Origin of the sequence: Pseudomonas sp. Irchel 3A7 (assembly GCF_900187565.1) — a bacterium.
Classification (GTDB): Bacteria; Pseudomonadota; Gammaproteobacteria; order Pseudomonadales; family Pseudomonadaceae; genus Aquipseudomonas.
Map to the genome: position 1 here is coordinate 1 of NZ_FYED01000020.1, position 14,470 is coordinate 14,470.

General features: G+C 59.9%; 9 protein-coding genes and 2 tRNA genes. 8 read left to right on the plus strand and 3 right to left on the minus strand.

The window, feature by feature from the left end; all coding sequences use genetic code 11:
* Window positions 1–150 precede the first annotated feature (150 nt).
* Entirely contained in the window at window positions 151–1,158 is a 1,008-nt protein-coding gene (locus CKW21_RS27565; protein WP_095197021.1) for a DUF481 domain-containing protein, read from the minus strand.
* 190 nt (window positions 1,159–1,348) lie between these two features.
* Between CKW21_RS27565 and CKW21_RS27570 the strand changes: the two genes are divergently transcribed.
* From CKW21_RS27570 to CKW21_RS27585, 4 genes are all read left to right on the plus strand, one after another.
* Window positions 1,349–1,702 carry an MGMT family protein gene (locus CKW21_RS27570; protein ID WP_095197022.1) on the plus strand — a complete coding sequence of 118 codons (354 nt, stop codon included), beginning with the start codon at window positions 1,349–1,351 and terminating at the stop codon, window positions 1,700–1,702.
* Window positions 1,703–1,746: 44 nt separating this feature from the next.
* A complete protein-coding gene (locus CKW21_RS27575; RefSeq protein WP_095197023.1) occupies window positions 1,747–3,306 on the plus strand; it encodes an AmpG family muropeptide MFS transporter in 1,560 nt (519 codons plus the stop codon).
* Between the two features lie 143 nt (window positions 3,307–3,449).
* Window positions 3,450–5,165 carry a proline--tRNA ligase gene (locus CKW21_RS27580; protein WP_095197024.1) on the plus strand — a complete coding sequence of 572 codons (1,716 nt, stop codon included), beginning with the start codon at window positions 3,450–3,452 and terminating at the stop codon, window positions 5,163–5,165.
* Between the two features lie 17 nt (window positions 5,166–5,182).
* Window positions 5,183–6,136: a hypothetical protein gene (locus CKW21_RS27585; protein ID WP_095197025.1), complete on the plus strand. Its 954-nt coding sequence runs from the start codon at window positions 5,183–5,185 to the stop codon at window positions 6,134–6,136.
* A gap of 121 nt (window positions 6,137–6,257) precedes the next feature.
* On the opposite strand, the gene dinB is transcribed toward CKW21_RS27585, so the two are convergent.
* A complete protein-coding gene (gene dinB, locus CKW21_RS27590; protein WP_095197026.1) occupies window positions 6,258–7,319 on the minus strand; it encodes a DNA polymerase IV in 1,062 nt (353 codons plus the stop codon).
* Window positions 7,320–7,621: 302 nt separating this feature from the next.
* On the opposite strand from dinB, the gene CKW21_RS27595 reads away from it, so the two are divergent.
* From CKW21_RS27595 to CKW21_RS27610, 4 genes are all read left to right on the plus strand, one after another.
* A tRNA-Met gene (locus tag CKW21_RS27595) sits at window positions 7,622–7,698 on the plus strand.
* Window positions 7,699–7,916: 218 nt separating this feature from the next.
* Window positions 7,917–7,993, plus strand: a tRNA-Met gene (locus tag CKW21_RS27600).
* A gap of 278 nt (window positions 7,994–8,271) precedes the next feature.
* Window positions 8,272–10,914 carry a bifunctional lysylphosphatidylglycerol flippase/synthetase MprF gene (mprF, locus tag CKW21_RS27605; RefSeq protein ID WP_095197027.1) on the plus strand — a complete coding sequence of 881 codons (2,643 nt, stop codon included), beginning with the start codon at window positions 8,272–8,274 and terminating at the stop codon, window positions 10,912–10,914.
* The gene (locus CKW21_RS27610) at window positions 10,914–12,203 is read left to right on the plus strand and encodes a virulence factor family protein (protein ID WP_095197028.1); all 1,290 of its coding nucleotides are present in this window, start codon (window positions 10,914–10,916) and stop codon (window positions 12,201–12,203) included. The genes mprF and CKW21_RS27610 overlap by 1 nt, the downstream gene beginning before the upstream one ends.
* A gap of 263 nt (window positions 12,204–12,466) precedes the next feature.
* On the opposite strand, the gene CKW21_RS27615 is transcribed toward CKW21_RS27610, so the two are convergent.
* Window positions 12,467–14,368 (minus strand): potassium transporter Kup, encoded by a 1,902-nt coding sequence (locus tag CKW21_RS27615; RefSeq protein WP_095197029.1) that lies wholly within the window; start codon window positions 14,366–14,368, stop codon window positions 12,467–12,469.
* Window positions 14,369–14,470 lie beyond the last annotated feature (102 nt).

A 14,470-nucleotide genomic window follows, 5' to 3' on the forward strand; every position in this document is an offset into this window, starting at 1 on the left:
CTGGAGCACGATCTACATCACAGGCAAAAAGCCTAAGGAGCTGCACGGCTTCCAAGTCCCTCCCTCGATGATCAGTCGAGAACTATCGCTCCTGATGGAGCGATAGTCGAGATACAAGGAGCTGCCGAAGGCTGCGATCTTTTTTACGTGTTACCAGGTCACGCCAAACCCGGCGGTGTATCGGGTCTTGTCCAGATCGGCATCGTTGGTGCCGCTGATGATGTCCTTCTCTGCCTTGAGATTGAGCGATGCCCAATCAGTCACCTTGTAGCGCAAGCCCATCTCTGCATCCAGCGCATACTCGGCCACGCCCGACAGCGGCTTGCCCACTTCGCCGTTGGTGAAGAACTCCACTTTCTTGCCAATCAGATAGCGGTTGTAATCCCACTTCATCGCCACGGAATAGAAGTTCTCCTTGCTGCCATCGGCGAATTGATAATCCGTGCGGTTGATCAGCGAACCGAGGGAGAAAGCGCCCAACTCGTCATCCCAGAACTGATAACCCGGGCCGGTACCGATGGTGCGCTGACGGGACAGATCTTCGACCTTGTCGCGCTTGTAGACCAGGCGACCCTGCCAGAACCATTTTTCCGTCAGGAAGCGATCGAGGGAGTATTCGCCACGCCAGTTGTCCGTGGTGGTCACGTCATCCTGGTATTCGCGGTTGTACTCGCCTTCCGCGATGTGGCGCCAACGACCATGACGCGCCGTGGTCTTGAAATCGATGTCGTAATCATCGGTATCTTTCTCGGCGCGCTGGTAATCCAGGGCCGCGTCGATATTCCCCTTCCACACCAGATCCTCGACCACCGGCTTGGGCTTGAGGATCTGCTGGATACTGGCCAGTTCGACGGTCTTGGGTCCATCGCCGTTGGCCAGGGTAACCTTGCCGTCATCCGCCGCGTGCAGCGCCTTGGCCTTTTCCCCTGTGTAGGCATCCTGCTTGACCAGCATCTGCTGATCGCTTTCCAGGGTTTTGACCTGTTTCCAGTCGATAGGCACGTCACCGGCGTACTCGGTCTTGATCAGCAGCTTGCCACCGTCGAAAAGAACGATCTTGCCGCTCAGCTTGTCACCGTTCTTCAACCAGACGGTATCCGCGAGCAAGGGAGAGGAAGCGCTGACGACAGCGAGGCACAGCAGAGTTCTGGACAACATAAGCAAATACAGACTCAAGATTGCGAAAAAAAGTCGGCATTATCCGCAGGAATAAGGCCCTAGCAAGGACTGACACGACTATTTCGAATGAGTTCATTTCTCAACACGCGATCCTCGAATTACTCTACAGACGGTACTGTGAATTTTTTCAGGGTTATTTTTCAGGAATACTTTTTCAGGAACACTGGACGTGAACGAACCCACCGCTGAAACCGAGAGTGCGGCACAAATCCGACGCACGGCGTTGTACCTGACCCTCGCGCAAGTGCCCGAAGGCAAGGTGGTGAGTTATGGCCAATTGGCGGAGCTCGCCGGCCTCGGCCGCGCCGCTCGCTGGGTGGGACGGACATTGAGCCAACTGCCCGGTGACAGTAAATTACCCTGGCACCGTGTACTCGGTGCAGGCGGACGTATCAGCCTGCCCGCGGGCAGCCCATCCGGGGACGAACAACGCGCACGATTGCGCATGGAGGGCATCAGTATCCTGAATAATCGTGTTGATATTCGGCGCCATGGCTGGCGCCCGGTAGAGCACAGCGGTTAGAGTGCGCGCTTTGTTTCCGTATTTCTTGAGGCAGACTCCAGCCCATGCCCCGTAAAACCTGGCGCGCCGCGCTCGCTGCCTATGCCAGCCCCTCGACGCTTGTACTGTTGCTGCTGGGTTTCGCCGCCGGCCTGCCCTACATGCTGGTGTTCTCGACACTTTCGGTCTGGTTGCGTGAAGCCGGCGTTGCTCGCGAAACCATCGGCTATGCAAGCCTGATCGGCTTGGCCTATGCCTTTAAATGGGTCTGGTCACCGCTGCTCGACCAATGGCGCCTGCCATTCCTCGGCAAGCTGGGTCGACGCCGCTCCTGGCTGGTGCTGTCCCAGGCACTGGTCATCCTCGGCTTGATCGGGATGGGTTTCTGCGACCCGCAAAAGCATTTGTCCTGGCTGATCGCTATCGCGGTGGTCGTCGCCTTTGCCTCGGCGACGCAAGATATTGCCGTAGACGCCTATCGCCTGGAAATTGCCGATGACACTCGTCAAGCGGCCCTGGCGGCCAGTTACATGTCCGGTTATCGGATCGCCGCGCTGCTGGCGACGGCTGGCGCCCTGTATTTTGCCGAAGGTTTCGGCTCCACCGGTTTCAACTACAAACATTCTGCATGGGCCGGCACCTACATCTTGTTCGGTGCCCTGATGGTACCGGCCCTCCTGACCAGCATATTCATGCGCGAACCACCGGTTCCACTGCGCACTCAATTGCAGGCCGGGCGCTACAGTTTCGTGCATCAACTGGCCTCGGTGTTCGTGCTGATCGTACTGCTGGTTTCCGTACCGGCCATGTTCACCCAACTCTACAACACCGACTTCGCCAGCGTGCTGTTCGAAGGTGCGAGTCCGCTCGACCTGTTGCTCGAAGACCGAGCGTTCCTGCGGGCCATCCTCTACACCACGCTCACTGCCCTATGCCTGTCGGCCATGGGCCGTCGCGGCCTGGCACCGGTGCTGACACCGGTCAACGACTTCATTCTGCGTTATCGCTGGCAAGCGCTGTTGCTGCTTGGACTGATCGCGACCTATCGGATGTCCGATACGGTCATGGGCGTGATGGCCAACGTGTTCTACATCGACCAGGGCTTCACCAAGGACCAGATCGCCAGCGTCAGCAAAATCTTCGGCTTGATCATGACCCTGGTCGGCGCCGGCATGGGCGGCCTGTTGATCGTGCGCTTCGGCATCCTGCCGATCCTGTTCATCGGTGGCGCTGCGTCGGCGGGCACTAACATATTGTTCCTGATGCTGGCCGACATGGGGCCGAACCTGCAGATGCTGGTGGTCACCATATCCCTGGACAACTTCAGCTCGGGCCTGGCGACCTCGGCGTTCGTCGCTTACCTGTCGAGCCTGACCAACCTGAAGTTCTCCGCCACCCAATACGCCCTGCTCAGCTCGATCATGCTCTTGCTGCCCCGCCTGATCGGCGGCTATTCCGGGGTCATGGTGGAGAAATTCGGTTACCACAATTTCTTCCTGATCACCGCCCTGCTGGGTGTTCCGACGCTGCTGTTGATCGCCTTGCACTGGTTCCAGGAGAACCGCCGCGAAGGCCCGACACCGACGCCTGACCCCGTGCCCACCCAGGTCGCGGAAGAATCGTAGGAAATATCTGCAGGACACGTTGCAAAGGGCGGCGAGATTGCCGCCCTGCTGCCATACCGCCGACCGCACGCCTGTACGACAGCGGATCTCGCCCGTACAATGCTCCGTCATTTCTCGTCATCAGCAATCGATAACGGCCAACCATGCGCACCAGTCAATTTTTGCTCGCCACACAGAAAGAAACGCCTTCCGACGCGGTTGTGATCAGCCATCAGCTGATGCTGCGCGCCGGTATGATCCGCAAACTTGCCTCGGGCCTGTACACCTGGCTGCCGATGGGCTTGCGAGTGATGCGCAAGGTCGAAGCCGTCGTTCGCGAAGAAATGAACGCCGCCGGCTCGCTCGAAGTGTTGATGCCGAGCACTCAACCGGCTGAGCTGTGGCAGGAATCCGGTCGCTGGGAAGAGTACGGCCCTGAACTGCTGCGCTTCAAGGATCGCCACGGTCGCGATTTCTGCGCCGGCCCGACCCACGAAGAAGTCATCACCGATCTGATGCGCAACGAGCTGAGCAGCTACAAGCAGCTGCCGATCAATCTGTACCAGATCCAGACCAAATTCCGTGATGAAATCCGCCCACGCTTCGGTTTGATGCGCGGCCGCGAATTCATCATGAAGGACGCCTACTCGTTCCACGCTGACCAGCCATCGCTGCAGGTCACCTACGACCGCATGCACCAGGCGTACTGCAACGTGTTTACCCGCCTGGGCCTGAAATTCCGTCCGGTTGAAGCCGACAACGGCTCCATTGGCGGCGCCGGCTCCCACGAATTCCACGTACTGGCCGAATCCGGCGAAGACGACATCGTCTTCAGCAACGGTTCCGACTACGCCGCGAACATCGAGAAAGCCGAAGCCGTGCCGCGTGAAACGTCCCGTCCAGCACCGGCTGAAGAGCTGCGCCTGGTCGATACACCTGATACCAAGACCATTGCCGCGCTGGTGGAAAAATTCAATCTGCCGATTGAAAAGACCATCAAGACCCTGGTGGTGCACGCCGAAGAGAAAGGCAAGTTGATTGCCCTGATCATCCGTGGCGACCACGAACTGAACGAAATCAAGGCCGCCAACCAGCCTGGTGTCGCCAGCCCGCTGGTCATGGCTTCCGAAGCCGAACTGCGTGACGCCATCGGCGCCGGCGCTGGTTCCCTCGGCCCGCTGAACCTGCCACTGCCGATCATCATCGACCGTTCCGTCGAACTGATGAGCGACTTCGGCATCGGTGCCAACATCGATGACAAACACTACTTCGGCGTGAACTGGGAGCGCGACCTGCCGGTTCCGACCGTTGCCGACCTGCGTAACGTGGTCAGCGGCGACCCTAGCCCGGACGGCAAGGGCACCCTGGAAATCAAGCGCGGCATCGAAGTCGGACACATCTTCCAGCTGGGCAACAAGTACAGCAAGGCGATGAAGTGCGAAGTGCTGGGCGAGAACGGCAAGCCGGTCACCCTGGAAATGGGCTGCTATGGCATCGGCGTTTCCCGCGTGGTCGCGGCCGCCATCGAGCAGAACAACGACGAGAAAGGGATTATCTGGAGCGACACCCTGGCGCCGTTCCAGATCGCCCTGGTGCCGCTGCGCTACGAAACCGACCTGGTGCGCGAAGCCACCGACAAGCTGTATGCAGAACTGACTGCAGCCGGCTTCGAAGTGCTGCTGGACGACCGCGACAAGAAAACCAGCCCGGGCATCAAGTTCGCGGACATGGAGCTGATCGGCATTCCCCATCGCATCGTGGTCAGTGACCGCGGTCTCGCCGAAGGCAACCTGGAATACAAGAGCCGTACCGAGGCCGAGCCGCAAGCGCTGCCGGTTGCTGACGTACTGCCGTTCCTTCAGGCCCGTATCCGCCGCTGAAACCAGATAGAGACGTCATGTTCAAGCGAAACACCTTAGGCCTCGGTGGTGCCGCCCTGTGCGGCACCCTGCTGGTCAGCGGCTGTGCCAATCACATGTCACAACGCAGCGAGCACGAGGAACGTGTCGAGCGCAAACTGCTCGATCACAGCCTGCAGATCGATGTTGGCGAGCCCAAGGTGCTTGAGCTGCCGCAACGCCGGGTGAAAATCCACGAGCAGAAGACTTTCGAAGTCACTGAGTTCGAAGTCACGCGCCATTACGATCGCTACACGCCTTACCAACCCTGGCGGGAGGTCTACGAGATCCCGCTGGGCGCGGTGGCGGTGGTAGGTGGTGTCGGCGCGAACGTGGTCAACGTGTTTGCCCTCGGCAACCTTCCCGATAGCGTGACCCGGGACTGGTTCAGTTATGGTTTTGCCGGGCTCAATCCCTTCATGAACGTGCAATCCAACGGTCGCGCGCAACAGAACCTGGCCGGGATCGACGAAGTCCAGCTCGACAAGCGTACGGAATACTCGAGCCTGCCGTGGAGCGAGCGTCCGGTCGAGGTCAAGGCCGGCAAGGAAACTTTCGAGCTGAGCACTGACAAAAACGGCGTTCTGCGCCTGAACCTGTTGGACAGCCCGTTCGCCGAACATGACCTGAACCATCTGGGCAAGCTGCAGATCAGTGTCGCGGACGGCAAGGATGACGTGCACACCGACTCGACCCTGGCATTGAGCAGCACCTTGCGCGGCAAGCTGCTCGAAGCCCACGGACTGATTTACGACGACCTGGAAGATGACGAAGTGAGCCAGTGGGTTCACCGGGTCAAACGCCTGTCGGAACTGGGTCTGGAAGAAGAAGCCAGCGAACTGGAACAGAGCCTGATCGAACTGACTCGCAATGATCCCGAACTGCAGACCGAATTCCTCAAGTCCCTGACCAAGGATGCCGGGCGCCTGGTGGCGGATCCGGGGCCGAATTAATAGCTAAAAGCTTCGCGAGCCGGCTCGCTCCCACAGTTTCTTTGGCGTTCACAAATCCAATGTGGGAGCGAGCCTGCTCGCGAAGAGGCCCTGAAATTCACCGCCACATCAAAACCTGCCGCTACCGCTCGAATAACTCCATCTGCTCAAACCCGCCCCGCAAATCCTCCAGCCTCACCCCCACCCCCAACAACCGCACCGGTTTGCCGCCGCGATTGAAAGCCTGGGTCAGCAACAACTGATAACTGCCCAGATCCCGCCCTGCCCCGGCCTGTTCCAGCGTGGTCTGGGTGAAGTCGTGGAATTTCACTTTGACGAAAGGCTTTCCAGGCCTGTAGCTGCTGTCGATTCGCGCCATGCGCCCGGCGAGGGTGTCCAGCAACTCGGGCAATTTATCCAGGCAACTCACCAGATCCGGCAGGTCGACGTCATAGGTATTTTCGACACTGATCGACTGCCGGCGACTGTCGTTATGCACCTGACGATCATCGATCCCACGGGCCAGGCTCCAGAGTCGCTCGCCAAAGCTGCCGAATTCTCGCACCAGCGCCAATTTGTCCCACTCACGCAGTTGCGCGCAATCGAGGATGCCGAGCTTGCCCAACTTGTCGGCAGTCACTTTTCCGACCCCATGCAGCTTGCTCACCGGCAAGCCACTGACAAAATCCTCGACCTGATCCGGCGTGATGACGAACAAACCATTGGGCTTTTTCCAGTCGCTGGCGATCTTGGCCAGAAACTTGTTCGGCGCCACACCCGCCGAGACCGTGATATGCAGCTGATTCGACACCCGCCGACGGATGTCCTGGGCAATGCGTGTGGCGCTGCCGCCAAAATGCGCGCTGTCCGACACGTCCAGGTAAGCCTCGTCGAGGGAAAGCGGCTCAATGATGTCAGTGTAATCGCGGAAGATCGTATGAATTTCCTTCGAGGCTTCTCTATAGGCATCCATACGCGGCTTGACGATGGTCAGGTCCGGACACAGTTTCAACGCGTGCCCGGAGGACATGGCCGAACGCACGCCGTAAGCCCGAGCCTCATAATTGCAGGTAGCAATCACGCCACGCCGATCCGCCGCCCCGCCTACCGCCAGCGGTTTTCCGGCCAGGCGCGGGTCGTCACGCATCTCGATGGCAGCGTAGAAGCAGTCACAATCGACGTGGATGATTTTTCGCTGGGTCATATCAACGCGGTATTCATGGATGAAGAAATGGCGACATGCCGTGTCGGATAAGCAGTATCTCACCGGCACCTGTATATAGCACCAGTAGTCTGAAGGTTCTTTGCAACCTGTAGGAAAGCGCCAGGATAAATTTATTTTCTCAATCACAGGGTAGCTGCTGATAGAGCTGAAACCCTTGCCACGCCTGCCTCTCAGGCCGACAAGCACATTCGCCAGCAAGCTAAGCGATTGAACCTGAAGAGGTTTTACCGAAATTTACGGTTGACACCCTGTCGATCCTCTGTAGAATGCCGACACACAGACGCGGGATGGAGCAGTCTGGTAGCTCGTCGGGCTCATAACCCGAAGGTCGTCGGTTCAAATCCGGCTCCCGCAACCAAACATCAAAAAAGGCTACTCGAAAGAGTGGCCTTTTTTGTGCGCGCTTGTTTTTCAACCCGTCCGCCCTCTTCCCTGTTGCACGAATGAGAATTCGTTCAGATTCCGAAACTTAAACCCAAGCCTGCGACCGTTCGCCGCGCTTTTACGTTTATTTGACCAGGTTCAGGATTAACGGTTGACACCAAGGCGTATCTCTATAGAATGCCGCCACACAGACGCGGGATGGAGCAGTCTGGTAGCTCGTCGGGCTCATAACCCGAAGGTCGTCGGTTCAAATCCGGCTCCCGCAACCAAACATCAAAAAAGGCTACTCGAAAGAGTGGCCTTTTTTGTATCTGTTGAAAAAGTCCTTTCGCAACAATGATCTGTCACTGTGTGGTGAGCCGTTGGGAGTCACCAATGCGCCGAGTCCGGACTATGCTCAATCGCAGACCCAGCCCTCTCCGACTGAGGACGCGCCGTCGCGAACACCCAGCGGCAGGCGTTACAATTTGTGATTATTTTTTTCTACAGGGATTGGTAACTTGGCTGGATACCCCCATCCTGTCGCGCACAATCCAAGAGGTGATTGATGCGCGCCAACTCGTCTGACTCACAAGACACCGTCACAGCAACACAACCGATCAAGGCTGAGCGGCTGCGCTTGCTTGAACGCGTCAGCAAATACCGTCAGCCCATCGGCCTGGCGGTCACACTACTGTTGTTTGCGATCGCGCTGGTTGCCTGTCGACATTTGCTGAGCGAACTCGATCTGGACGCGCTGCACGATTCGATCCTGGAAGTGCCCAAACCGGCCTTGCTCGGCGCATTGGGTGCCACCGTGGCAGGCTTCATCATTTTGCTGGGTTACGAATGGTCGGCCAGTCGCTACGCCGGCGTGAGCCTGGCTGCGCGAACCTTGGCCCTGGGCGGCTTCACCGCGTTCGCCATCGGTAATGCCATCGGCCTTTCAATGCTCTCGGGCGGTTCGGTTCGCTACCGTCTTTATGCACGACACGGTCTGGGGGCCACTGAAGTCGCCCACATGACGTTGTTCGCCAGCCTCTCCCTCGGCTGTGCCCTGCCGCCGCTCGCCGCACTGGCAACCCTCAGCAATCTGCCCGGTGCCTCTGCCGCTCTGGGGCTTTCCGAGTCCTTGCTGGGCACCCTCGCTGCGGTAGTACTGGTGTTGTTTGCCGTGCTCGCGATCGGCATTTACCGTCGACGTCTGCCGGAACAACCGTATGCCGACAATCTGTTGGTAAAAGTCGGCCGCCGCACCTTGCGCCTGCCGGGCCGGCGCCTGACCTTCCTGCAACTGGTAATTACCGCGCTCGACGTGGCCGCCGCCGCCACCGTGCTTTACCTATTGTTGCCGGAAGCACCGCCCTTCGGCGCATTCCTGCTGGTGTATCTGCTGGCGCTGGCCGCCGGCGTACTCAGTCATGTGCCGGGTGGTGTCGGGGTATTTGAAGCGATTCTCCTGGCGGCGTTCTCCGACAAGCTCGGCGCCGCACCGCTGGCCGCCGCCCTGCTGCTCTATCGCCTGATCTATGTCGTGCTACCGATGCTGGTAGCTTGCCTGCTGTTGCTGGTCAACGAGGGTCAGCGCCTGTTCCAGACACGCCAGACCTTGCGTGCGGCATCAGGCCTGGCCGCGCCCATACTCGCGGTGCTGGTGTTTCTGTCCGGCGTGGTGCTGCTGTTCTCTGGAGCCACCCCGGAAATCGATACCCGCCTGGAACATATCGGTTTTCTGATCCCCCATCGCCTGGTCGATGCCTCGCACTTTGGTGCCAGCCTGATCGGCGTGCTGTGCCTGCTGTTGGCCCAGGGCTTGCGCCGCAGGTTGTCGGCGGCGTGGATGCTGACCACTATTCTGTTGCTGGTCGGTGCCCTGCTCTCCCTACTCAAGGGTTTCGACTGGGAAGAAGCCAGCCTGATGGTCCTGACCGCAAGCCTGCTCGGGGTTTTCCGCCGCTCGTTCTATCGCCCCAGCCGCCTGACCGAGCTGCCGTTTTCGCCGCTGTACCTGGTGGCCAGCCTGTGTGTACTGGGTGCGTCGATGTGGCTGCTGTTGTTCGCCTACCAGGACGTTCCCTACAGCCATCAGCTCTGGTGGCAGTTCACCCTCGACGCCGATGCGCCCCGCGGCCTGCGTTCGCTGCTGGGTGCGGCGGTGCTGCTGTTGGTGGTGTCCCTGACCTGGTTGCTGCGCACGGCGCGTCCGGTGATCCACCTGCCGACAGCCGAAGAATTGGAGCGCGCGAGCAAGATCCTCATGGCCTCAGCCCAACCGGATGGCGGCCTGGCCCTGACCGGTGACAAGGCGCTGCTGTTTCATCCCAACGACGAGGCGTTCCTGATGTACGCCCGTCGTGGCCGCAGCCTCGTGGCGCTGTATGACCCGATCGGTCCGGGCCAGCAACGAGCAGAAATGATCTGGCAATTCCGTGACCTGTGCGACATCCACCATGCCCGCCCCGTGTTTTATCAAGTCCGCGCGGAGAACCTGCCGTATTACATGGACATCGGCCTGACCGCGATCAAGCTCGGTGAAGAAGCGCGGGTCGATCTCAAGCGTTTTGATCTCGAAGCCAAGGGCAAAGAGATGAAGGATCTGCGCTACACCTGGAATCGTGGCACCCGCGATGGCCTGTCGCTGGAGATCTTCGAGCCGGGCCAGGCGCCGATGGATGAGCTCAAGGTGATTTCCGACGCCTGGCTGACCGGCAAGAACGTGCGCGAGAAAGGCTTCTCCCTCGGCCGCTTCAGTGATGACTACCTCAAGCATTTCCGCATTGCGGTGATCCGTTTCGAAGGGCGCCCGGTGGCGTTCGCCAACCTGCTCGAGACCTACGGCCATGACCTGGCCAGTCTCGACCTGATGCGCGCGCACCCGGACGCTCCCAAGCTGACCATGGAGTTCATGATGGTCGGCCTGATCCAACACTATAAGAGTCACGGATACGCGCGCTTCAGCCTGGGCATGGTGCCGTTGTCGGGGTTGCAACCCCGTCGCGGCGCGCCATTGACCCAGCGCCTGGGCTCGATGGTATTCCGCCGTGGTGAGCAGCTCTACAACTTCCAAGGCTTGCGCCGCTTCAAAGACAAATTCCAGCCTGACTGGGAACCCCGTTATATGGCCGTGCCCGCCGGACTCGATCCGCTGGTAGCCCTGGCCGACACTGCTGCCCTGATCGCAGGCGGCTTGACTGGATTGGTGAAACGCTGATGATTCAACGCTCCTTGCGCTATGTATTGGGCACGCTGGTTGTGCTGGCCCTGATTCTCGGTGGTGGTTACTGGTATCTGAAACGCCCGGCTCCGGAACCGACCCTGGAACAACTGACGCCTGCCGACGGTGCTGCAATGACCCGCGTCATCCCTGGCAGCACCCCGCGCGCCCACGTGCTGGTGGCAGTCAATGAAGACCAGAAACTCAGCGACAAACAATTGCTGACCCTCAGTCGCAGCGGCTCGGCGCAGATCGTTCAGGTGATCCTGCCCAAGGACTGCCTGCTGCAAAGCCGGGCGCTGCAAGCGGGCCTCAGAGAACTCAAGGGCCCGGCGACCCTGGTCAGCGGTATCGGCCCCGGCGCCGTTCTGGCCTGGCGCTGGTTGTCCGAGCAGAAAGACGACAAGTCTCAGGCTGTCTCGGTGGACCTGGCCCTGGAAAAACCCGGCTGCACGCACTTGCTGCCGAAAAGCGCCGCCCACGGCCACTGGCTGGTGGCTTGGAACGACAACCCGGATGACACCAGCGCCGGTTTCGTGCGCGACCAACCCAATGCCGAAACCAGCATCAGCGACTACGACATCAACCTGCCGCAAGTACTGAACAACGAACTGCGCAAAATCCTCGTCGGTGGCGACAAAGCGGCGGGTGGCCTGCAGATTCCAGTGGTCGAAGTGCCGGCGGGCCAGGCAAAAGACACCGTGACCCTGTTCCTGTCCGGTGATGGCGGCTGGCGTGACCTGGACCGCGATGTCGCGGGCGAAATGGCCAAGATCGGCTATCCGGTGGTCGGCATCGACACCCTGCGCTACTACTGGCAGCACAAGAGCCCCGAGCAAAGCGCACTGGACCTCACCGAACTGATGCAGCACTACCGGCAGAAATGGGGCACCAAGCGCTTCATCCTGACGGGTTACTCGTTCGGCGCCGACGTCCTGCCGGCGATCTACAACCGCCTGCCCGAGTCCGAGCAGCAACGCGTCGACGCAATCATCCTGCTGGCCTTCGCCCGCACCGGCAGCTTCGAAATCGAAGTCGAAGGCTGGCTCGGCAATGCCGGCAAGGAAGCCGCCACCGGCCCGGAAATGGCCAAGCTGCCACCCGCCAAGGTGGTGTGCATCTTCGGCGAAGAAGAAATCGACGAAAGTGGCTGCACCGACAAGACCGCCGTGGGCGAAACCATCAAATTGCCTGGCGGTCATCACTTCGACGAGAACTACCCGAAACTGGCCCGGCGGTTGGTGGATGTGATCGAGAAGCGTCAGACCAAGGTGGCTGAAGAGTGATCTGAGTCCCGCGCATGAAAAAGCCCTCGCAGCCATTCGGTTGCGGGGGCTTTTTTCGTTCCGGCAGATACCAAGGAACGCTTGTGGGAGCGAGCCTGCTCGCGAAGGCGGACTGACATTCAGCATTTGAGTCGACTGAAAATCCGCTTTCGCGAGCAGGCTCGCTCCCACAGGGGATTTTCATTGGTGTTGGATCAGATACCAGACAACAAAAAAGCCCCCGCAGCCGCAAGGCCACCGGGGGCTTTTTGATGAGGCAGTGCTTACATCTCCACCTGCGTCCCCAGCTCAATCACCCGATTCAGCGGCAGATTGAAGAAGCGCAGGTTGCCGTTGGCGTTCTGCAACATGAAAGCGAACAGCGCCTCGCGCCAGCGTGACATGCCTTCGAGTTTGGAGGCGATGACCGTCTCGCGGCTGAGGAAGTACGTGGTGCGCATCGGGCTGAAATCCAGTTCATCGAGATGACACAGTTTCAGCGCCTGCGGCACATCCGGCTCATCGGTGAAGCCAAAATGCAGAATCACCCGGAAGAAACCCTCGCCGTGGGATTCGACCTCGAAGCGCCGGTTCGTCGGCACTCGCGGGATGTCTTCGTATACCACCGTCAGCAGCACCACTTGCTCATGCAGCACCTGGTTGTGCAACAGGTTGTGCAGCAGCGCGTGGGGCACGGCATCCGGTCGCGCGGTAAGGAACACCGCCGTGCCCTGCACGCGATGTGGCGGTTGCACCGCGATACTGCTGATGAAAATCGGCAGCGGCAGCCCACCCTCGTCAATCCGCTCCACCAGCAACTGCTTGCCACGTTTCCAGGTGGTCATCAGCACGAACAAGGCGAAACCGGCAATCACCGGAAATGCCCCGCCCTGGATGATTTTCGGCACGTTGGCGGCAAAGTACAGACCATCGACCAACAGGAAGCCGAGCAACAACGGTACCGCGAAAACAGGCGGCCACTTCCACAACAGCAGGATCACGGCCGACACCAGAATGGTGGTCATCAGCATCGTGCCCGTCACCGCCACGCCATAGGCCGAAGCCAGGGCATCGGAGGATTCGAAACCGATCACCAGCAGAATCACGCCGACCATCAGTGCCCAGTTCACCGCACCGATATAAATCTGGCCTTGCTCGGCGCTGGAGGTGTGCTGGATGTGCATGCGCGGAATGTAACCAAGCTGGATGGCCTGACGAGTCAGGGAGAACGCACCGGAAATCACTGCCTGGGAGGCAATCACCGTGGCCAGGGTCGACAAGCCGACCAGCGGAATCAACGCCCAGCTGGGCGCCAACAGATAAAACGGGTTGCGCGCAGCCTCAGGATCGCCAAGCAGCAGCGCGCCCTGGCCGAAGTAGTTCAGCACCAGCGCCGGCAGCACGAGGATGAACCAGGCACGGGCGATGGGCTTGCGGCCGAAGTGGCCCATGTCGGCGTACAGCGCTTCGGCACCGGTCAATGCCAGCACCACCGCGCCAAGGATCGCCACGCCCATGCCCGGGTGCACGATGAAAAAGCGCACACCCCATACCGGATTCACCGCTTGCAACACTTCCGGGTGCTGGAGGATGCCATGGACACCCAGCGCTCCCAGCACCACGAACCAGGTGACCATGATGGGGCCGAACAAAATGCCGATGCGCGCGGTGCCGTGGCGCTGAATCAGAAACAGCGCAACCAGCACCACCAGTGACAGCGGCACCACCCAGTGGTCGATACCCTCGAATGCCAGCCCCAGGCCTTCAATGGCCGACAGCACGGAAATCGCCGGGGTGATCATGCTGTCGCCATAGAACAGTGCCGCGCCGATCAGCCCGCAGACCACCAGCAGGGTACGCAACTTGGCGTGCCCCGCCGCCGCCCGCCGCGCCAGCGCGGTCAAGGCCATGATCCCGCCTTCGCCCTGGTTGTCGGCGCGCAGCACAAACATCATGTACTTGATTGAAACGACCCAGATCAGCGACCAGAAGATCAACGCCAGAATCCCCAACACGCCGTCATGGTTGACCGGTACGCCATAGTCGCCGGAGAACACTTCTTTGAGGGTGTACAGCGGGCTCGTGCCGATGTCGCCGTAAACCACCCCGACCGCCGCGACCAGCATGCCGATCGGCTTCGCCGCCGAATGCCCGGCGCCCGCCGCGTGACTACTTGCCTGACCCATCCAACACTCCTGATTCCCAGACCGGCTTCTTCGAACGAAGCACTATGCTTTGTAGTGCAGCATGCGCTGTTTTACTTGTTGTTACAGACGTTTTCTTGACTG